Raw genomic sequence first — 19,507 nt, 5'->3', positions numbered from 1 at the left:
CTGCCGCGGCTGCAATGACAGCTTCAGCTTTTTTGGTGGCAGCGGTTTTCCGCGGCGAGGGCGCTGGTTCTGCCCCTGCCGGGATGGATTGTTCCACACCAGACATTGCTTTCTTGGGCGTATCGGCCATGGCTGGCACATCCGCTTTGGCGGCGCGCTTGGGCTTGGTGGGCTCGGGCGCTTTGGCGGGCGCTGGTGCTTTCGCTGCCTTGGGCTTAGCAGCAGGCTTGGCTGGTGCTTGGTCAGCCTTTGCGGCTTTGGGTTTGGACCCCTGGGGCTGTTCGGCCGGGGCAGCGAAATTGGGATGAACAATCGCGCCGTCGCGGGTCAGCAGGGTCGCTTTGACCAGTTCGTCATCCCAATTGATGGCGATCCGCTGTTCCTTTTTGTCGACGAGCGTCTCAATGAAGGCGAGCAGATTGCGCGCATAGAGCTGGCTCGATGTGGTGGGGATGCGGCCCTGCATATTGGTGTAGCCAACGAGGGTGACGCCCTTGTGCTCGATAATCTTGTCGGCCTGCGTCAGCTCAACGTTGCCGCCGCGTTCTGCGGCGAGGTCAACGATCACCGAGCCGGGCGCCATGCTCTCGACCATGGCTTTGGTAATAAGCAGTGGGGCCGGACGTCCTGGAATGAGCGCTGTGGTGATGACAATGTCTTGCTTGGCGATGTGCTGGGCGGTGAGTTCGGCCTGTCTAGCTTGATAGTCCGCGCTCATTTGCTTGGCGTAGCCGCCAGCGGTTTCAGCCTGTTTGAACTCGTCATTCTCAACAGCGATGAATTTTGCGCCGAGCGATTCGACTTGTTCTTTGGCGGCGGGGCGCACGTCAGTGCCCGACACAACAGCACCCAAGCGACGCGCGGTGGCGATGGCTTGAAGACCGGCAACGCCTGCGCCCATGACGAAGACCTTGGCGGGGCGGACGGTGCCTGCGGCGGTCATCATCATCGGGAAGGCACGCTCAAACACGGCTGCCGCTTCGATAACGGACTGATAGCCAGCAAGGTTAGCCTGAGAGGACAGGATATCCATGACCTGAGCGCGGGTAATGCGCGGCATGAACTCCATAACAAAAGCGCTCACACCGGACCGGGCGAGCGCTGAAACGTCTTTTTCATTTCCGTAGGGGTCGAGTGCACCAATAAGCAGTACGCCGGGATTGGTACCGGCTAAAGCGTCGGCCGCTGGGCGACGGACGCAGAGCACAATATCGGCGGACTTAACGGTGTCCTTTGTGCTTTTGGCGATGGTCGCGCCGGCTTGGGCGTAGTGCTCATCGCTGATGCGGGATAATGCCCCCGCGCCTTGTTCGACAACAACTTCTGCCCCTAGGGCAATAAATTTGCTGACGGTCTCGGGGGTTGCCGCAACGCGGCTTTCCCCCCCGATACGTTCACGCAATACGGCAATCTTCATGAAGGTCCTCCTGCCCCGCCTGCGCGAAGCAGGCCGTTTTCATGCGCCTGCGTAGTTTTGGTCTGATTAGTGGATAATCAGGAAGTAGAGAATGATCATCAGCGCAGCGCCGCCATAGCAGCTCCACTTAACGCCGGTGATGAAACCGCTGTAGGTGCGGTTGTGTTCTGGGTAGTCCATTCCATTTGCAGGAGCTGGGTGATGGTCGGCGGTCTTGCTGGCCATGGTGTCCTCTGAAACTAGGAGCGTCAAACTTATAGATGAAAGGACCTCAAGGCGAGGTCGCCTCCAATTCGTCGATCAGGCCTTCGATCATAGACAGACCGAGCGACCAGAACTGGGGATCTTTGGCATCCAGACCAAACGGCGCGAGCAGCTCGGAGTGGTGCTTACTTCCCCCGGCCTTAAGGAGCTCAAAGTAGCGCTCCGCAAAGCCTTCGTTGGACTTCTCATACTGCGCGTAAAGCGAGTTCACAAGACAGTCGCCGAAGGCATAGGCATAGACATAGAAGGGGGAGTGGATGAAATGTGGGATATAGGTCCAGAACACCTCGTAGCCATCGTTGGAAATGATGGCGTCGCCTAGAGATTCCGCTTGGACTTCAAGCCACATAGCGTTGATTTCTTCGGTGCGCAGCTCGCCCTGACGGCGGGCAGTGTGAACCTTGCGCTCGAAAGTGTAGAAGGCGATTTGCCGCACGACGGTGTTGAGCATGTCTTCGACCTTGGAAGACAAAAGCGCAAAACGCTGTTTCGGATCGGTGGTTTTGGCCAGAAGCGCACGGAAGGTGAGCATTTCGCCAAAGACGGAAGCCGTTTCTGCCAGCGTGAGCGGGGTGTTCGAGAGGATCGGGCCCTGAGCGGCGGCCATGCGCTGGTGAACGCCATGACCCAGCTCGTGCGCCAAGGTCATGATATCGCGCGTGCGACCGAGGAAGTTGAGCATCAAATAGGGATGTGCGCTTGGCACGGTTGGGTGCGCAAAGGCGCCCGAACGCTTGCCATTGCCCGCTGGGGCATCGATCCAACCCGAATTAAAGAATGGCTTGGCCCACTCGGCCAGTTCTGGCGAGAAACGGCCATAGGCGTCTAGAACGGTGTCGACAGCGCTATCCCAGTCCCAAATGCGTTCATCGCTGGTTGGTAGAGGCGCGTTACGATCCCAGGCGTTGAGCTTTTCCTGACCGAACCACTTGGCCTTGAGCTTGTAGTAGCGGTGGGACAGGCGCGGATAGGCGGCCTGAACAGCGGTTTGCAACGCGTCGACGACTTCGCGCTCGACCGAATTGGACATGTGACGGCTGTCGGCAATGTCGCCATAGCCGCGCCAGCGATCGGAGATTTCTTTATCTTTCGCCAGCACATTGGTGATGTGGGTGAAAAGACGGGTGTTCTTTTTGAAGGTCTCGGCCAGTGCCTTAAAGCCTGCTTCGCGCTTGGCTGGGTCTTTGTCGGACAGCAGGTTTAGCGTTGCTTCAAGGCCGAGCGTTTCGCCAGCGACGGTGAATTCGAGGCTGGAGAGGGTTTCGTCATAGAGACGATTCCATGCGGAAAAGCCGGTGACGGACTTTTCGTTGAACAGCTCTTCGAGCTTGTCATCGAGCTGGTGTGGCTTGGCTTTGCGCAGTTCGGCGAACCAGACCTTGTAGCGTGCCAGCTCTTCGCTTTGCGCGAGGGCGGCGTCGAGATCAGCGTCTTCGATGCGGTTCAGCTCGAGCTCGAAGAAGAGGGTTTTGATGGAGAGCTGAGTGAGAACTTCGTTGATGTCGCCCATGAACTTGGCGCGATCCTGATCAACGGTATTCTGCGCATATTGCAGAAACGCGAAGGAGCCAACGCGACCGCCGATGTCCGACAGGGTCTCGCTGTCTTTGATGGCCTCAATGAGCTTGCCGGCCTTGGTCAGCTCAACCAGCTTACCTTTGTATTTGGCTTCGAATGCGTCAGAAAGCGTGCGCAATTGATCGAGCGCTGTCTTGAACTCTGGGCTGTCCTTGCCGGGGTAGAGATCATTGAGATCCCAGACGGGAAGGGTACCAAACTGGTTGTGGCTCGATTGTGGGGCGGCGCTCATGGTCGAATTCGACTCCTGATCGTTTTCTTTGCGGCGGACCTTAGCCAGCGGCTCGCAAAGTGTGAAGTCGATTAGGCCAAGCAAGAGCAGCTTTGATGCGGTTAACTGCCTGCCAGAATGCCGGTCACACCATCCCAGATGAGTTTGAAGGACAGCAGGAACACCAGCCAATAGGCGATGGTGTAGAAGAGTTTTGCGGAAATCTTGCGCACCAGAATGACGCCGATGAGAACGCCGAGCATGCCAATGGGGGCAAAGAGCGCCGCCAATTGCAGATTGCTCACATTGAGCTGACCGAGGAAGAAATAAGGGATCAGCTTGGAGGTGTTGACGATGGCGAAGAACACCGCGCTGGTACCCGCATAAATCGCCGGTGTGAGCTTTTGTGGCAGCGCGTAGATTTGGAAAGGGGGGCCACCCGTGTGGGAGATGAAGCTGGTAAAGCCAGCGATCACGCCCCAAAAACGCCCCCAGCCGGTCGAGGGCGGAAGGCCCTCAAGCTTTTTACGTAGGGGCAAAAGGGCGTCGAGGACGAAGAGCAGCGTTACGACACCAACGATGAGGATGACCACAGCATCACTGACGAAGGCCCAGAGCACCCAGCCAAGCAGGGTCCCGACCATGGCACCGGGTATCATGATCTTGAGGAGGTCGCGGCTGAACTCCTTGCGGTACATCCAGACAGCAACGGCATCCATGCACAAGAGGATGGGCAACATCATGCCCGCCGCGTCTCGCGCAGGCATGTAGAGGGTAAGCAGGGGAACCCCAATAACGCCCAATCCACCGAGAAGCCCGGCCTTTGACAGGCCAACGATGAGCATGGCGAGCGACGCCACAGCGAAGAACACGGGGTCAATCATCTCGGGAACCGATAGGGCGCGGGAAGGAGAAAAGGCAGGATAAAAAAATCCCCGCCGGAGCGGGGATTGAAAGCTTATTCTTCGTCGTCTGCTGTCGACTTGAGGCTCTTGAGCTTAGCGAAAACAGAATCAGCGTCGATTTCGTCTTCGACCACTGGAGCGGGTGCGCCGCCCATGTCTTCAGCGCCAAAGCTCAGACCCAAATCGATAGTACCGATTTGAGCGCGGCTCTGCGCACGGGCAAGAGCTTCTTCAGCGGTGAGAAGGGTGGTGCCTTCACTGTATTCACGCTCGGTTGGAGCATCCTTGGAGGCGCGCTTCACTTCCATATCGAGATCGATCTGGCTGCAGAGACCCAGAGTAACCGGGTCCATCGCTGTGAGGTTCGCTGCGTTCCAGTGATTGTTGTCACGAACGGATTCAATTGTGGTCTTGGTGGTGCCAACCAGACGCATGATCTGTGCGTCCTTGAGCTCAGGGTGGTTACGCACGAGCCACTTGATGGCGTTCGGGCGTTCGTTACGACGCGAGATCGGGGTGTAACGTGGACCCTTACGCTTTGGTGCAGCAACGCGAACCTTTGGATCGCTTACCTTCATACGGTAGTTCGAATCGGCCTCAGCCTTTTCAATTTCCGAACGCTCGAGCTGGCCATTCTGAACTGGGTTGACGCCCATAATGCCGCCGGCGACGTCGCCATCGGCAATGCCTTGCACTTCAAGCGGGTGCAGCGTGCAGAAAGCGGCGATCTGTTCGAACGACAGAGCAGTATTGTCCACGAGCCAGACGGCAGTTGCCTTCGGCATCAAAAGGGGCTGGGACATGATAAACTTCTCCTGTTGGCGCGGCCGGTATTCCTCCGGGCCGCTCCGCCTCACGGACAAATCTGAGGGGGAACTGGAGCGCAATATAATGCGCAGGACGCTAATCCGCAATCCTTAACTACTCTGTCGGGAATGATCTGGTTCTGGTCGAAGCTGTTGTGCGGGCGTTTGGGAGTGAAAGTGGCGCTTGTGCATAGAGTTAGCGACCGCAGTGCGTGCGGGAGCAAGCGGGTTAACGGTTTTCTCTCGTGATGGGCTGAGTTAGGCTCGATAGGCAAGGCGAAAGGGTGTCGACATGATGGATGAGGAATTTGCCAAAAAGGCCAAGACACACGAGCTCGGAATGGTGCTTGATAGCCTCTCTGTGAGCGAGCTGGAGGAGCGCATTCGTTTGCTCGAAGGTGAGATCGGGCGGCTAAAAGCGGCAATCCTAGCCAAAGGGGACAGTCGCGCGGCTGCAGAAGCGGCCTTCAAACTTTGATTTCTAGCAGGTGTTTAGGCGGCTAATGGCGCCAAGTTTAACCCTTTACCAACGAGCAAGGTTAAGCAATTTCAACCTGTTAAGTGGCAATTAATCTTTGCTCGTTAAGGTCTGGTTATTCAGAGTTCTTCTGGATTCTGCAGAGCGAATTTTCTCTCTGTTTGACGCCTCCCTGTTAACTTCGAGAGCCGTTTTCATACGGCTCTTTTTTTCTGCCGGGCGTCCAAAATCCTAACGCTATCGACCGGATTTTAAGCATATCGTTCAGCTTGTGATGACACATGCGCGCGTGAGACATTAAATAAGTGCTCAGCGCTTAGGAGTCCTCGTGTCCGAATCCCTTAATGATCGATCTGCCGTTTCCATTGGCCCGCGTATCGTCGCGTCCGCTGGATTTGACGTGCTCTATCGTGAAGGGATGACACTGATCGAACAGGTCGCTGCCTATCTCGACACAGATGGGCGCATTGAAAGCCGCATCCTGTCACGGGAAGCGAGCTTTATGTACGCCACAGAATCGATGCGCCTGACCACGCGCTTGATGCAGTTGGCCTCGTGGCTCTTGCTCCAGCGCGCAGTCAACGAAGGTGAAATTAGCCGAGAAAACGCACGCTCTGAAAAAGAGAAGGTGAAGTTTTCGGCCACCCCTTCAGAGCGCGGTGGCCCCGGCTATGACGACCTTCCAGCCGCCTTGCGTGACTTTATCGATAAGGGTGATCGGCTGTTTGATCGCGTGATGCAGCTGGACCTGCTGGAGCGGGGCGCAGTGCCGGACGCTCTCGAAATCCACAGCAATGGGATTGTCGATCAGATGACGCGCCTGCAGTCCGCCTTTAAGCGCTAACCGTCACGCGCCTCTCGGGGCAAAATAGATGACGGCGGCGCCTGCAAGGGCGAGACCGGCTCCCAGTATGTCCCAATGATCAAGGCGAACGCCTTCGACGCTTCCCATGAAGATGAGGGAGGCGAGAATGTAGATGCCGCCATAGATCGCAAAGGCCCGACCGGCGCTGGCTGTGCCGGTGAGCGTCAATATCCAAGCAAAGAGCGCGAGTGCGACAAGAGCTGGGGCCCAGAGCCAGAGCTGGCCTGTGCGTAGCGCCTGCCAAACGAGATAGCAGCCAGCAATCTCAAAAACGGCCGCGCCGAAAAATATGGCAAAGCCCATAATTTCAAGCTCCAGATAAACAAAAGCCCGACACAAGGCCGGGCTTTCAAAATTCCTGTAGGAATGAGCTTAGATGCCCAGGCCCTTGAAGCGTTCCTTAAAGCGGGAAACGCGACCACCACGGTCCATCAGCTGGCCCTGAGTACCAGTCCAAGCTGGATGGGACAGCGGGTCGATGTCGAGCTGCATCGTGTCGCCATCCTTGCCCCAAGTCGAGCGGGTCTGGTAGGTCGTGCCGTCGGTCATGACGACGTTGATGGTGTGGTAATCCGGGTGGATATCGGTCTTCATGTTGGCCTCAAATCAAACGGGCGCAGAAGCGCCCGGAGAGCAGGAATTGGTTCTTGGGCCGCTTCCTACAACATGAACTTAGCTTCTGCAAGGGCATGGAGGGCGGTTCTCAGCGTCAAAAGCGCGGCAATTGGGCTGAGAAGTGGTTGTTGCGAGCGAAACGGCCAGCGCCTATATGGACGATATACTTCCGCAATATAGACGGCGTATTCTTTCCATGACAGATCAGGCCGTCTCGGCTGAGACCGATCCGCAGAAGCTTACTGACCAGGTTACCTCGGCACCTAAGCGTCTGCAGCCCCTCAAGCGGCTTTTGCCCTTTTTGCTGCGCTATCCGCTGCGTCTTCTGCTGACGGTTCTGTTTCTGCTTACGTCTGCAGTGACGTCTCTGGCGATTCCCGCTCTGTTGGGTGGCGCCATTGACGAAGGCTTTATCGCGCAGAACCTCGATATGGTGGGGCGCTATGGCTGGCTGATCCTAGGGGTTGCGGCGATTATGGCTTTTGCCAGCGGCGCGCGCTTCTATTTTATCTCCGTTATAGGCGAGCGCGTCGTCGCCGATCTGCGCGGTGATTTATTCAACCACCTGCTCAAGCTCGAAACACGCTATTTCGATACCAATCGTGTGGGTGAGCTCACGAGCCGCCTCAACACCGACACGTCGATTATTCGCGGCGCTATTGGCTCGAGTTTCTCGCTGGCGCTGCGTTCGATGGTGACGATTGTCGGCGCGCTGATTATGATGATCCTGACCAGCCCGGTCCTGACCGTGGCTGTCGTTGTAGCGATTCCCGCTATCGTGCTGCCTGTTCTGGCCTTCTCCAAGCGACTGCGGAAAATGAGCCGCACAACGCAGGATGCGATGGCTGAGCTTTCGGCAATGGCGACCGAAATGTTGGGCTCGAACCGCACCGTGAAGGCCTTCACACAGGAAGGCATTCAGGACAAGATTTATCGCGCTCGCAATGCTGAGTCTTATGACGCTGAAGTGCGCCGTCTTGGGGCGCGCGCTTTCCTCGTCGGTATGGTGATTTTCCTCGGCACTGCGGCTCTTGTTGGCCTTGTGTGGTGGGGCGCGCGTTCCGTCTTTGAAGGTTCGGTATCAGCAGGCCAGCTGGCGCAATTCCTCGTGTATGCTTTGATGGCGTCGGGGGCTCTGACCAATTTCGCTGAGGTGATGGGATCGCTGCAGAACGTTGCAGGGTCGACCGAGCGGATAATTGAAATTCTCGATACTGAGCCGCAGATCATCGATCCAGTCGCGCCTAAGGCCCTGCCTGTGCCGTCGCTGGGCACTGTGGCCTTCAACAATGTGACCTTTACCTACGGTTCTGAAGAGCCGGTGATCTCCAATCTCAGCTTTGAGGTGGGTAAGGGGCAGACTGTTGCGCTGGTGGGTCCCTCGGGCTCGGGCAAGTCGACAACGCTCTCTTTGCTGCAGCGGTTCTATGATGTGACCGGCGGCGCGATCAGCGTCGATGGCGTCGATATTCGTGATGTGAAGACGTCCGATCTGCGTCAGCGTTTCGCCTATGTCGAGCAGGAGCCGACCATTTTTGCGGGCACGATTGCGGACAATATCCGCTTCGGCAAGCCGGGGGCGAGTGATGCTGATGTCGTTGAAGCGGCTAAGGCCGCTCTGGTTGATGACTTCGTTGCCGACCTGCCGCTGGGCTATCAGACAATTGTCGGCGAACGCGGGGTGATGCTCTCGGGCGGGCAGAAGCAGCGGTTGGCGATAGCGCGCGCTATTTTGAAGGACGCACCGATTCTGCTTCTCGATGAGGCGACCTCGGCGCTGGACGCGCAAAGCGAGCGCTTCGTGCAGATGGCTCTTGAGCATCTGATGAACGGGCGCACAACCTTGGTGATCGCGCACCGCTTGGCCACTATTCGGGATGCGGATCGCATTCTGGTTATGGAAGCTGGCAAGGTTGTCGATGCGGGTACGCATGACGAGCTGGTCGCGGCCGGTGGGCGCTATGCCGATCTGGCGGCGTTGCAGTTCCGGAGCGATGACGCAGGGCTGTAAGACTTCCAGCCAAAAGCAAATGTGAGCCGTCGAGAGCAATCTCGGCGGCTTTTTTGTGCGCCGTTATGTTTGGCCTAGTGACCCGCTGTGCAGGCGGCAACCAAGTCCCAAAGACGCTCGCGCGGAAGGAGGAGGAGCCACGGCGTTAGCGTTTCAGGAACGATCTGTACCGGCCCGCCGAGGGCGGCATTGGACGTGCCGAGAAGCCCGGTCGGTTCAAGCGTGAGGCCGTTGAGCGGATAAAATAGCCCATCGGAATGGGTAAAGGTGATGGGCAGCAGGGGGTGGATGGAGACGCGCTCGGCTTTTGTTGCCGTAAAGCTAAAGGGGCCCGATACGGCCAAGGCAACGTCGACCTCGTCGACCAAGAGAACATGGCGGTTGCGCGCGACTTGAAGCACGGCGCTAAGGGCCGCGAGCGTGTGGTCGAGACGGCCGCCGGTCATGCCCAGCGCCAAGGTGACGGGTGCTTGCGTGGAATACAGCGTCTTCTGAAAATCTGTGGTGATTTGCTCAGGAATGTGGATCACGCGGGTCTTTTGCTCCCAAGCCGCGCGGTCCGAAACAGAATCAAGATCTCCGATAATGGCATCGGGAATGATCCCGGCCGCGCCGATGATATCCGCGCCGCCGTCGGCGCCAATCAATGGCACACCGCGCTTGGCAAGATCGCGCAGAAGAGCAGGATCAGTGGTGCCGCCACCAACTATTGCGATGGGTTGATCGAAGACAAGCGGGGTGGTCGTTTCAGTCAAACCGGGGGATTGCACTCTTGGCTCACTCTCAATATGGTCCACGACGTCTCGCTGGGGTGTTCCGGTTGCTGCCGGAGCTGAGAGTTACCCATTGAACCTGAACCAGGTCATGCTGGCGGAGGAAGTTCGAGATGGCAAGGGTGCCTCTACGGACATCCTCACCATTGACACCCCTTCACACATGGCCGCAACTGATTGAAGGGATGACCAATATGGTCAAGTTCACCTCCATTGCGCTTGCGGTCCTACTTGCCGGAGTTTCCGGCACTGTGATCGCTCAAGATAAGCCCTCTTTGACCGTTTATACCTATGACGGTTTTGCCAGTGAATGGGGCCCGGGTGTGCCTCTTAAAGAGGGTTTCGAGAAGACCTGCGGCTGCACCATCAATTTTGTCGCGGCCGATAGCTCGATTGGCGCGCTCCGTCGTGCGCAGCTTGAGGGGACGAGTACGGAAGCCGATATTATCCTCGGGCTTGATACAGCCATTGCCGGGGAAGCGCGGGCGACGGGCTTGTTTGCCGACCATGGTCTGGACCTGTCCGGCCTCGATACGCCAGAGCCTTGGGTCGATGCGCAATTTGCGCCGTTCGACTATTCGCACTTCGCGTTTATGTACGACACCGACAAAACCACAACGCCTCCCGCCTCGTTTGAGGAGATGATCGCACTGCCCGATGACACCAAGATTGTCATTCAGGATCCACGGTCGTCGACGCCGGGCATGGGCGTTATGCTCTGGGTCAAGGCGGCTTATGGGGATCGCGCGGCTGAGATTTGGCAGGGGCTGAAGCCCAAGATTTTGACCATCACGCGGGACTGGTCGGAAGCCTATGCGCTGTTCCTCGATGGGGAAGCAGACATGGTGCTCTCCTACACCACGTCGCCCGCCTACCATATTTTTGACGAAGGTGATCACACCATCAAGGCGGCTTTGTTTGACGAAGGCCACTTCCCACAGATCGAAGTGGCGGGCGTTTTGAAATCGTCGCCACATCAGGACTTGGCAAAGTCGTTCCTTGCGTATCTGACCTCGCCTGAGGGGCAGGCTGTCATTCCAACGACCAATTGGATGTTCCCGGTGGTGGATTTGGGTGACGCGCTCGATGCCTCCTTTAAGGACCTGCCGCAGCCAACCAAGACGCTGACGCTGCCGGAAGCCGAGGTGATCGCCAATTCGCCCGCGTGGATCGATGAGATGCTCGGGGCATTGCAATAGCGATTGTGCTTTGGACCCGCGCGGGCGCAGCGCCTGCGTGGGCTTTGGCTAAGGATTAGGTGGTGAATTCTCTTCCCTTTCGCCCTTATCGCATCGCGGGGGCAGCGCTCTTGGCGTTGGCAGTGGCGGGACTGATCGTTTCCGTTCTGCTCGCCATTGCTGCTGCTGCCGATGATGCTGGTGGCACCAGCCGTGTCGACATCTGGCATTTGGTGCGGATGACCAGCGTGCAGGCCGGTCTGACAACGGTGCTGTCGCTAACGGTCGGCGTGGCTGTGGCCTGGTCGCTCAATCGCCTGCGCTTTGTCGGGCGGAATCTCGTTGTGGCGCTTTTTGCCTCGGCCATTGTGACGCCCGGCATGGTGGTGGCCTTTGGTATTCTCTCGATTTGGGGACGGAACGGCTGGATCAACCAGACGCTTCAATCCCTTTTCGGTTTTACGATTGATAGTCCTGCCTACGGGCTTTCGGGGATTTTGCTCGCCCATGTCATTCTTGATGGCGCGTTTGCCGCTCGTATTCTGCTCGCGCGGCTCGATGCTGTGCCTGCTACACGGCTTAAAGTCGGGCAGTCCTTGGGTCTTTCGGCCTGGACGCGGTTTCGTTTGATCGACTGGCCAGCGCTCAAGGGGAGTTTGCCGGGCTTGGGGGCGATCATTTTCTTGCTCGCCTTTACCAGCTTTCCGATTGTGTTGTTGCTCGGCGGTGGACCGGCCAATCAGACGTTGGAAGTCGCGATCTATTCTGCGGTGCGACTGAATTTTGATCTGGTTGGGGCGGTATGGCTGGCGATGACGCAGATTGGTGTTTGCGCGGTGATCATCCTCCTCGCGTCGGCATTTGCCCCAGTCCCGGCAGCACTGGGACTATCCGTGCAGCCCCGCTGGCAGGATAGTATCTGCGTTAGGGTGGTGCAGTGGGCCATACTGTTGACCGCTGCCATCGGCTTTGCATTGCCGCTGGTGTCGGTGCTTTGGGACGGTTTGGCGACTGGATTGCCGCGCGTTTTGGAACAGCCAAAGTTTTGGCAGGCGAGTGCGACCAGCCTCATTATTGGTGCGGCCTCGGCCGTGCTCACCTTGGTGTTCGCTCTGATCATTGCTTTGGGGCGTGCAGCCGTCGCCAATCCGATTTGGCGGACAATCTTGGGCGCACCAGCCTATGCTTATCTGGCTGTGCCTGCGGTGGTTCTATCGCTGGGGTTCTTCTTGATCGTGCGGACGCTGGGGATGGGTATCAATTTTGCGGCGCCCATCGTTGTCGTCGTCGCCAACAGTCTTTTGGCGCTGCCGTTTGCCATGGCGACACTAGGGCCGCCACTCGACGGCATTGTCCGCAATCGTGGGAAGCTGATCCGGTCGCTCGGAATGGGCGGGTGGAGGCAGTTTGCTGCGGTCGAATACCCCCTTTTAGGTCGGGATATCGGCTTAATGCTCGCGCTCGCCTTCTGCTTTTCGCTGGGCGACCTCGGCGTTATCGCCCTGTTTGGCACGCAGGACTTTGAAACTCTGCCCCTAATGATGTTCCGTGCCCTTGGGGCTTACCGGTCCAATGATGCCGCAGCTATCGCTGCGCTCTTGCTCATTGGGACAATCCTAGCCTTTATCGTGCTTCCGCGCGCCTTGGAAAGAATCGCTCATGCTCATCGCCACTGATCTGGTTTTTAGCTATCCCGGTCAGACCGAGCCCTATCGCTTCTCGCTCGAGGCCGAAGCGGGGGAGGTGACGGCCGTTTCGGGGGCAAGCGGGTCGGGGAAATCGACGCTGCTTGATCTCTTGTCAGGATTTCTGACCCCGGTATACGGCTCGCTCACGGTCTATGGTGAACCGCTTTTGCATCTGCCGCCCGAGACGCGCCCAATATCCCTGCTGTTGCAGGCGGATAATCTCTTTGACCACCTGAGCGCGGCGGAGAATGCTGTTCTGGGCATTCCTAAAGGCCGCGACAAGGCAGAGCGCACTCAGCTGGTGGCGCAGGCTTTGGCTGAGGTTGGCCTTGGTGGGATGGATGAGCAAATTACATCGACGCTGTCAGGCGGGCAAAAGCAGCGCGTTGCTCTCGCGCGGACTCTTCTGCGCGCTCGGCCGGTGCTTCTGCTCGATGAGCCGTTTTCGGCGCTCGACGATACAACGCGCGCGTCCGTCCGGGACCTTGTTGCTTCCTTGACCAAGAAACACGGCTGGCACACTGTTTTGGTGAGCCATCACAGCGATGATATCGCTGCGCTCGCAAGCCGCCACTATCAGATCGTTGAAAAGAAATTGGAGCGCATTTAGCGCTCCAATTTTATTCAGCCCATTCTGCCATGACGCGATCAAAGACCGCTTGCGCTTCGTCGTCTTTTTCCAGTGTCAGGATGGCATTGCGCCCTGAGCCATAGACCATGGCAAGGTCGAGCCAACGACGGTTCTGGAGGAGATCGATATTGGACTCAACGTCAGCTGGTGAGGCGCTGAGGGCAAAGAGGAATGTGTTCCCCAATACGCGTGCGCCAGCGCCGACCAGAGCGGTGCCCGGAACGAGCTCACTATCCTTGAGCAGGACAGCTGCAAGGGTCGCTATATTGCCACCTGCAAAAGTGTCTGGGACGTTGAAGGTGATTTCCATCAAGTGACTCGCTGGCAGCACAGGGTCTGTGTTGCGGCGGATGATCAGGTTCACACCAAGGTTTCGGGCCGGGATGCTGGCCGTGCCGACCAGAGTAGGCATGCCAAGTTCATCAACGCTCTCGGTCCATTCCACCGATCCCGAATAGGGAACTGCACCGGATTGACCAGTGGCGGAAGCTTCAAGCAAGAGAGACTGATTGCCCGCGAGTACCGAAGGATCAACCGTTGCTGAAGGGTCGCTCGTGCCCGAAATTTGGGTGTCGAGACCGGTCAGGCGCTCCTCGATTTTTCCTTCGCCGTTGAGAGAAGGAAGCGCTGTGGGCGCAGATGGAGTGGCGGCCAGACGATCTTCGGCGGTGCCTTCGAGACTACTCGTTGGCTCAGAGGGAGCCGTTGTCGCGGTGTTCCCAGGACCGGTATTGGCTTCGTCTTCGCTGACCACTGGGTCCGACACGGTGGTATCGAGGCTTGGCCCCGGAGTTGGTTCGGGCGTTGGGGTTTGAACCGCAGCAACTTCGGTGCGGCCGAACATCTGGTCGAGATTGACGTAGCCTTCGCGCCACGCCCAGAAACCAGCCCCGCCAGCGCCAACAAGCAACATGGCAAAGACAATCAGGAAAATTGTCAGGCCAGTGCCGGAGTGCGTTTCAGTACGGATTGGTACAAAATTAGGGTCGTCTTCTGTGTGGCCAATGGCGGCCTTGAGCGACGCATCTCGATCCGGCAGCGGCTCGGTGGTCTCACCACGGGCTTCACGATCCAAAGTCTCGATGGCGCGTTCGATAGCGCCTTCAGCTTCTTTAGTGTCGCCCTCAAGCTCGACTTCGCTCACGCTCGACAGAGCAGGCTCAACAGGGAGCGGCGGCTCGATGATGACCGGAGCGGTCTCAGGCTGATTGCCGAGCGCCGTGCTGGTCATAACCGGCGGAGCGGTGTCCTCAGCAGATTTGCGGGGAGCAAAGAAGAACGGCTTGGGCTGCGGACGCTCAATCGGCGCAATGAAGGCTGGCGCCGCCACTGGAGCGTCGGCCTTATCGGTCTGCGCATCTTGGACGACTGCAACACCCGTGGTGCTGGCCGCTTCAGCGATGATTTCTTCGATGGAGGCAACGGGTGCCGGGGCAGGTGCAAGCGGATTAGGTTCGCTCACTACAGTCGGCGCAGGCGCAGACGGAGGTTCTTCCGGCACCGCTGGAGAAGAGGCTTCAACCTGGCGCGGTACGAATTGTGGCTCGGGTTGCGGCTCAGGCTCCGGCAGCTTTTCGGGCGCTGGTGGAGGCGTTGATTCGGTTTTTGGCGGCGTCGGCTCGGGAGCCGGCGCCACGGGGGCGGGGGCAGGAGTTGGACGTGGCGTCGGGGGGGCCGGGCGAGAGAATACGGTATCGCGACCAAGGCTGATGACAGCCTCGCTCGCTTCCTGTTCCACCTGCCGAATGCAGTCTTCCAACTGCAGTCGGTGCTGGGTGATTTCCCTTGCTGGCAATGGGGGCTCGATGGCCCGTAGCTGAGCTACGAGCGCTGAACGTGCCTTCTCATAGACTGCGCGTCGCGCAGCCCCATTGTTCTCCGGAAGCGCCGAGATAGCTCGACGGAGCAGCTCCTTGTAATCCGCCATAGGTTACTTGGTACTCACTATTGCTGCGAAGACTTGTAGCAAAAAAACTTAGTCTTGGAATGGGTCTACTACAAGGATCGTATCGGCACGTTCGGGGCTGGTCGACAACAAAGCGACCGGTGCACCAATGAGCTCTTCGATGTAGCGAACATACTTGACGGCCTGCGCTGGCAATTCTGCCCAGCTGCGAGCACCTGCAGTCGTGTCAGTCCAACCTTCGAGGGTCTCGTAGATCGGCTTAACGCGCGCTTGTGCTCCCATTGAGGCAGGCAAGTAATCAATGCGTTCGCCGTCGAGTTCGTAGCCGACGCAAACCTTGATTTCCTTGAGGCCATCAAGAACGTCGAGCTTGGTCAGGGCAATACCGGTGATGCCGGAGGTCTTGACGGTCTGGCGTACGAGAACCGCATCGAACCAACCGCAACGACGTGGACGGCCGGTGTTCACGCCGACTTCGCGACCAACGGTGGCCAAGTGATGGCCGACGTCGTCGTTGAGCTCGCAGGGGAATGGACCTTCACCCACGCGAGTGGTGTAGGCCTTGGTAATGCCGAGCACGTAGTCGATAGCGGTTGGGCCAAGGCCCGAACCGGCAGCAGCCTGACCAGCAACAGTGTTCGACGAGGTCACGAACGGATAGGTGCCGTGGTCATTGTCGAGCAGAGCGCCCTGTGCCCCTTCGAACAGTATGCGTGCGCCAGCGCGACGCTTCGTGTCGAGGATTTCCCAGACGCGATCCATGAACGGCAGGATCTCTGCGGCGACCGAGGTCAATTCTTCGTAGATTGCGTCAGCGCTGATTTCGGTGAGGCCGAGACCGCGACGCAGAACGTTGTGGTGACCGAGCAGACGCTCGATCTTTGGCATGAGAGTTTCTGGCTCGCTCAGATCGATGAGGCGGATCGCGCGGCGGCCGACCTTGTCTTCATAAGCAGGGCCGATACCACGGCGGGTCGTGCCGATCTTGAGACCGGAATTGGCGTCTTCACGGATGCCGTCGAGTTCACGATGGACCGAAAGGATCAGCGGAGCATTGTCCGCGATACGCAGGATTTCGGGGGTGATTTTAACGCCCTGGGCACGCAGCTTGCTCATTTCCTGAACAAAGTGGTGAGGGTCGACGACGACGCCGTTGCCGATAACCGAAAGCTTGCCCTGCACGAGGCCAGACGGCAGCAGAGCCAGCTTATAGCTGACGCCGTCGATGACCAGCGTGTGGCCGGCGTTGTGACCACCGTGGAAGCGCACGACAACGTCGGCGCGGTCCGCTAGCCAGTCCACAATCTTGCCCTTGCCCTCGTCGCCCCACTGAGAGCCGACGACAACCACATTCGCCATAATCAGTCTTCCTCTAGAATGCGCGTCCGGGTGTCGGACACGTCAAAAACCCGACGCTGCTGTGTCGAGCTACCAGATCAGGACTTACCCATCCGCGCGATATTGTCAGTTCATATACCGACGGATAACTCTAAGTCGGAATGTCCTTACATCACATGGCGTCAATGACAAAGCCGCAAGAACACCAAAACAGCGCCTTATCGTCCCAGATTCTCAATCAGCCCTATCTTCTGCTTGTATTGGCTCCTCTTTTTTGGGGCGGAAACGTCGTCGCAGCCAAATTGGTAGCCGATGAAATAGACCCATTTTTGCTGCTGGCGAGTCGGTGTGTTTTGGCGACCTTGTTCATTCTGCCGTTTGCATGGACGGCGTTGAAACGAGATTGGTCGGTTGTCCGGAAGTATTGGCCTGTGCTCATGGCCTTTGGCGCTGTGGGCTACGCGCTCTTTAACGTGCTGCTGTATTTGGGTCTTCAAACCACGACAGGGGTGAATGCCGCGATTGTGCAGGCAGCACTGCCAATGCTCATTCTGGCGGCAAATTTCTTCGTGTTCCGGGTGCGTGTCCGGCCCCTACAGGTATTGGGTGTGGTTCTCGCCATTCTCGGCGTCGTCTATACCGCCACACATGGCGACATTAGTCGTTTGCTGACGTTGAACGTGAACCCCGGTGACGGCTTTGTGATCCTCGCTTGCCTCGCCTACACCGCCTACACCCTCGCGCTAAAATATCGGCCGAAAATGGACATCATGAGCTTTATGGCTGTGACGTTTACGGGAGCGGCGATCACTGGCGTGGTGATGTTGGCGCTTTTCGGGGGCGGTCTCGGGCAGGTCGCCAAGCTTGCCGACATGTCTGGCGCCGTGTGGCTGGTGATCGCTTATGTGGCGATTTTCCCATCGATGTTCTCGCAGGTGGCCTACGCCCGTGGGGTGGAACTGGTAGGGGCAAACCGCGCGGCGCCAAGCCACAATCTCATTCCAGTTTTTGGGGCTTTGGGCTCGCTGCTCCTCTTGGGTGAGGCGCTACAGCTTTACCATGTCATTGCTGCGCTCATTATTGTCGGCGGGATTATCCTGGCTGAAGTCGCTGCGCGCAAAACCAGAGCCTAAACAAAAACGGCGCTCCGAAGAGCGCCGTTTCGTTGTCGTTGAATGTGGCTTGATTAGAAGCGAAGGGCCTTGGCCTGCTTGACGCCTTCCAAAGCGGCGATCTGAGCGAGCTGTTCTTCGGTCAGTGTGCCGTCGATGGAGACCAGAGCAATCGCGTCGCCGCCAATGTCGGCACGGCCGAGATTGAAGTTGGCGATGTTGATACCCAGCGTGCCGAGGAGTGTGCCCAGACGACCGATGTGGCCTGGCTTGTCTTCGTTGGTGACATAGAGCATCGAGTCGGAAAGCTCGGCTTCCATGTTGATGTTCTTGACCTGAATGACGCGTGGCTTGCCGTTGGCGAAGATGGTGCCGGCGATGGCGCGTTCCTGCTCGGCGGTGATCACTGTCAGGCGGATGTAGCCTTCATAAGAACCCTGCTGGTCGCGGTTGGTGGTTTCCACCACGATCGCGCGATCCTTAGCAATTTGCGGAGCCGACACCATGTTGATGTCGCCAAGCGATGGCTTGAGAACGCCGTTGATGGCGGCGGCGATCATTGGCTTGGTGTTGAGCTGAGCGACCGAGCCTTCGAACTCAATACGGATGCCCTTGATGGCGGTTTCGGTCAGCTGACCAGCAAAGCCGCCCAGAGTTTCAGCAAGCTTGACCCATGGGGTCAGGCGCGGTGCTTCTTCTGCCGAGATCGATGGGAAGTTCAGCGCATTGGTGATTTCGCCGGTCATCAGGTAAGCCGAAATCTGTTCAGCAACCTGAAGGGCGACGTTTTCCTGAGCTTCGGTGGTCGACGCGCCAAGGTGTGGCGTGCAGATGACGTTTGGCAGTTCGAACAGCGGGTTGTTCTCGGCTGGTTCTTCGAGGAACACGTCGAGAGCGGCGCCAGCAACGTGGCCGGACTTGAGAGCGTCGTAAAGGGCTGCTTCGTCGATGAGACCGCCGCGCGCACAGTTGATGATGCGAACACCCTTCTTGGTCTTGGCGATGGTTTCCGCATTGAGAATATTGCGGGTCGCGTCGATTAGCGGAGTGTGCAGGGTGATGAAATCGGCACGAGCGAGGAGGTCTTCAAGCTCAACCTTTTCAACACCCATGGTCTGTGCGCGTTCTGGGGTCAGGAAGGGGTCGAAAGCGACGACCTTCATCTTGAGACCCTGTGCGCGGTCGGCAACGATCGAGCCGATGTTGCCAGCGCCGATGAGGCCGAGGGTCTTGTTGGTGACTTCAACACCCATGAAGCGGTTCTTTTCCCACTTCGACGCGCGGGTCGATGCGTCCGCTTCTGGAAGCTGGCGGGCCAGAGCCATCATCATAGCAATGGCGTGTTCTGCCGTGGTGATCGAGTTGCCGAAGGGGGTGTTCATCACAATGATGCCCTTCTTGGTCGCAGCCGGAATGTCGACGTTGTCGACACCGATACCGGCGCGGCCAACAACCTTCAAATTGGTTGCTGCAGCGATGATCTTTTCGGTGACCTTGGTGGCCGAACGGATGGCAAGGCCATCGTAGTTGCCGATGACTTCAAGGAGCTTTTCCTTGTCCTTGCCGAGGTCCGGCAGGTAGTCAACTTCAACACCATTGTCCTTAAAGATCTGGACGGCGGTTGGGCTCAGCTTATCGGAAACGAGAACTTTTGGCATTTGGGGAACGTCCCTGAATTTGGTGTGCTTGCGGTGAACCACCCCCACCTACCCTCCCCCGCGAGCGGGGGAG

The 19,507-nt window shown here is 58.0% G+C and carries 17 protein-coding genes, 1 pseudogene and 1 riboswitch; of the genes and pseudogenes, 7 read left to right on the top strand and 11 right to left on the bottom strand.

The window, feature by feature from the left end:
* Nucleotides 1-157: 157 nt before the first annotated feature.
* The 5 genes and pseudogenes from JHC09_RS10505 to JHC09_RS10485 all read right to left on the bottom strand — a co-directional run.
* A pseudogene (locus JHC09_RS10505) lies at nt 158-1,417 on the bottom strand (Re/Si-specific NAD(P)(+) transhydrogenase subunit alpha); the annotation flags it as partial.
* 66 nt (nt 1,418-1,483) lie between these two features.
* Nucleotides 1,484-1,642, bottom strand: coding sequence for an aa3-type cytochrome c oxidase subunit IV (locus JHC09_RS10500; RefSeq protein WP_169195326.1), 159 nt, complete (start codon nt 1,640-1,642; stop codon nt 1,484-1,486).
* A gap of 46 nt (nt 1,643-1,688) precedes the next feature.
* Nucleotides 1,689-3,491, bottom strand: a complete 1,803-nt coding sequence (locus tag JHC09_RS10495; protein WP_199531903.1) for a M3 family oligoendopeptidase — start codon at nt 3,489-3,491, stop codon at nt 1,689-1,691.
* Between the two features lie 101 nt (nt 3,492-3,592).
* On the bottom strand, nt 3,593-4,354 hold the full coding sequence (locus JHC09_RS10490; RefSeq protein WP_199531902.1) for a sulfite exporter TauE/SafE family protein: 762 nt from the start codon (nt 4,352-4,354) through the stop codon (nt 3,593-3,595).
* A 74-nt stretch (nt 4,355-4,428) separates the two neighbouring features.
* Nucleotides 4,429-5,178 (bottom strand): cell cycle transcriptional regulator TrcR, encoded by a 750-nt coding sequence (locus tag JHC09_RS10485; RefSeq protein WP_169195329.1) that lies wholly within the window; start codon nt 5,176-5,178, stop codon nt 4,429-4,431.
* Between the two features lie 295 nt (nt 5,179-5,473).
* On the opposite strand from JHC09_RS10485, the gene JHC09_RS10480 reads away from it, so the two are divergent.
* Both JHC09_RS10480 and JHC09_RS10475 read left to right on the top strand, forming a co-directional pair.
* Nucleotides 5,474-5,659: a DUF1192 domain-containing protein gene (locus JHC09_RS10480; RefSeq protein WP_199531901.1), complete on the top strand. Its 186-nt coding sequence runs from the start codon at nt 5,474-5,476 to the stop codon at nt 5,657-5,659.
* 328 nt (nt 5,660-5,987) lie between these two features.
* A complete protein-coding gene (locus tag JHC09_RS10475) occupies nt 5,988-6,503 on the top strand; it encodes a DUF1465 family protein (RefSeq protein WP_349236539.1) in 516 nt (171 codons plus the stop codon).
* Nucleotides 6,504-6,506: 3 nt separating this feature from the next.
* Here JHC09_RS10475 and JHC09_RS10470 read toward each other — a convergent pair whose 3' ends face one another.
* A complete protein-coding gene (locus JHC09_RS10470; RefSeq protein ID WP_199531972.1) occupies nt 6,507-6,830 on the bottom strand; it encodes a hypothetical protein in 324 nt (107 codons plus the stop codon).
* A gap of 66 nt (nt 6,831-6,896) precedes the next feature.
* A complete protein-coding gene (rpmE, locus tag JHC09_RS10465) occupies nt 6,897-7,118 on the bottom strand; it encodes a 50S ribosomal protein L31 (protein WP_169195332.1) in 222 nt (73 codons plus the stop codon).
* A 217-nt stretch (nt 7,119-7,335) separates the two neighbouring features.
* Between rpmE and JHC09_RS10460 the strand changes: the two genes are divergently transcribed.
* Nucleotides 7,336-9,150, top strand: coding sequence for an ABC transporter transmembrane domain-containing protein (locus tag JHC09_RS10460; protein WP_199531900.1), 1,815 nt, complete (start codon nt 7,336-7,338; stop codon nt 9,148-9,150).
* A 74-nt stretch (nt 9,151-9,224) separates the two neighbouring features.
* Here JHC09_RS10460 and JHC09_RS10455 read toward each other — a convergent pair whose 3' ends face one another.
* Nucleotides 9,225-9,905, bottom strand: a complete 681-nt coding sequence (locus tag JHC09_RS10455; protein WP_199531899.1) for a thiamine diphosphokinase — start codon at nt 9,903-9,905, stop codon at nt 9,225-9,227.
* 42 nt (nt 9,906-9,947) lie between these two features.
* Nucleotides 9,948-10,048, top strand: a riboswitch (TPP riboswitch).
* A gap of 69 nt (nt 10,049-10,117) precedes the next feature.
* Here JHC09_RS10455 and thiB point away from each other — a divergent pair.
* The 3 genes from thiB (at nt 10,118) to JHC09_RS10440 (ending at nt 13,399) form a co-directional block, all read left to right on the top strand.
* Entirely contained in the window at nt 10,118-11,122 is a 1,005-nt protein-coding gene (gene thiB, locus JHC09_RS10450; protein ID WP_199531898.1) for a thiamine ABC transporter substrate binding subunit, read from the top strand.
* A 62-nt stretch (nt 11,123-11,184) separates the two neighbouring features.
* The gene (locus tag JHC09_RS10445) at nt 11,185-12,777 is read left to right on the top strand and encodes a hypothetical protein (RefSeq protein ID WP_199531897.1); all 1,593 of its coding nucleotides are present in this window, start codon (nt 11,185-11,187) and stop codon (nt 12,775-12,777) included.
* On the top strand, nt 12,761-13,399 hold the full coding sequence (locus JHC09_RS10440) for an ATP-binding cassette domain-containing protein (RefSeq protein ID WP_169195337.1): 639 nt from the start codon (nt 12,761-12,763) through the stop codon (nt 13,397-13,399). Before JHC09_RS10445 ends, JHC09_RS10440 begins: the two co-directional genes overlap by 17 nt.
* A gap of 10 nt (nt 13,400-13,409) precedes the next feature.
* Here JHC09_RS10440 and JHC09_RS10435 read toward each other — a convergent pair whose 3' ends face one another.
* Nucleotides 13,410-15,215 (bottom strand): hypothetical protein, encoded by a 1,806-nt coding sequence (locus JHC09_RS10435; protein ID WP_199531896.1) that lies wholly within the window; start codon nt 15,213-15,215, stop codon nt 13,410-13,412.
* A 180-nt stretch (nt 15,216-15,395) separates the two neighbouring features.
* A complete protein-coding gene (locus tag JHC09_RS10430) occupies nt 15,396-16,685 on the bottom strand; it encodes an adenylosuccinate synthase (protein ID WP_169195339.1) in 1,290 nt (429 codons plus the stop codon).
* A 140-nt stretch (nt 16,686-16,825) separates the two neighbouring features.
* Between JHC09_RS10430 and JHC09_RS10425 the strand changes: the two genes are divergently transcribed.
* Complete coding sequence (locus JHC09_RS10425; RefSeq protein ID WP_349236538.1) at nt 16,826-17,797, top strand: DMT family transporter; 972 nt, start codon at nt 16,826-16,828, stop codon at nt 17,795-17,797.
* A 53-nt stretch (nt 17,798-17,850) separates the two neighbouring features.
* On the opposite strand, the gene serA is transcribed toward JHC09_RS10425, so the two are convergent.
* A complete protein-coding gene (gene serA / locus JHC09_RS10420) occupies nt 17,851-19,434 on the bottom strand; it encodes a phosphoglycerate dehydrogenase (RefSeq protein ID WP_169195341.1) in 1,584 nt (527 codons plus the stop codon).
* Between the last annotated feature and the right edge of the window lie 73 nt (nt 19,435-19,507).

The organism is Devosia sp. MC532, from assembly GCF_016461625.1.
Classification (GTDB): Bacteria; Pseudomonadota; Alphaproteobacteria; order Rhizobiales; family Devosiaceae; genus Devosia.
Note: the sequence above shows the minus strand (reverse complement) of the source record. Positions and strands in the feature narration are given on the sequence as shown.

Bases quoted from the DNA above. Each gene is read 5' to 3' on its own strand.
- JHC09_RS10500 (WP_169195326.1), bottom strand. From the start codon at position 1,642: ATGGCCAGCAAGACCGCCGACCATCACCCAGCTCCTGCAAATGGAATG.
- JHC09_RS10495 (WP_199531903.1), bottom strand. From the start codon at position 3,491: ATGAGCGCCGCCCCACAATCGAGCCACAACCAGTTTGGTACCCTTCCC.
- JHC09_RS10490 (WP_199531902.1), bottom strand. From the start codon at position 4,354: ATGATTGACCCCGTGTTCTTCGCTGTGGCGTCGCTCGCCATGCTCATC.
- JHC09_RS10485 (WP_169195329.1), bottom strand. From the start codon at position 5,178: ATGTCCCAGCCCCTTTTGATGCCGAAGGCAACTGCCGTCTGGCTCGTG.
- JHC09_RS10480 (WP_199531901.1), top strand. From the start codon at position 5,474: ATGATGGATGAGGAATTTGCCAAAAAGGCCAAGACACACGAGCTCGGA.
- rpmE (WP_169195332.1), bottom strand. From the start codon at position 7,118: ATGAAGACCGATATCCACCCGGATTACCACACCATCAACGTCGTCATG.
- JHC09_RS10460 (WP_199531900.1), top strand. From the start codon at position 7,336: ATGACAGATCAGGCCGTCTCGGCTGAGACCGATCCGCAGAAGCTTACT.
- thiB (WP_199531898.1), top strand. From the start codon at position 10,118: ATGGTCAAGTTCACCTCCATTGCGCTTGCGGTCCTACTTGCCGGAGTT.
- JHC09_RS10440 (WP_169195337.1), top strand. From the start codon at position 12,761: ATGCTCATCGCCACTGATCTGGTTTTTAGCTATCCCGGTCAGACCGAG.
- JHC09_RS10430 (WP_169195339.1), bottom strand. From the start codon at position 16,685: ATGGCGAATGTGGTTGTCGTCGGCTCTCAGTGGGGCGACGAGGGCAAG.
- JHC09_RS10425 (WP_349236538.1), top strand. From the start codon at position 16,826: ATGTCCTTACATCACATGGCGTCAATGACAAAGCCGCAAGAACACCAA.
- serA (WP_169195341.1), bottom strand. From the start codon at position 19,434: ATGCCAAAAGTTCTCGTTTCCGATAAGCTGAGCCCAACCGCCGTCCAG.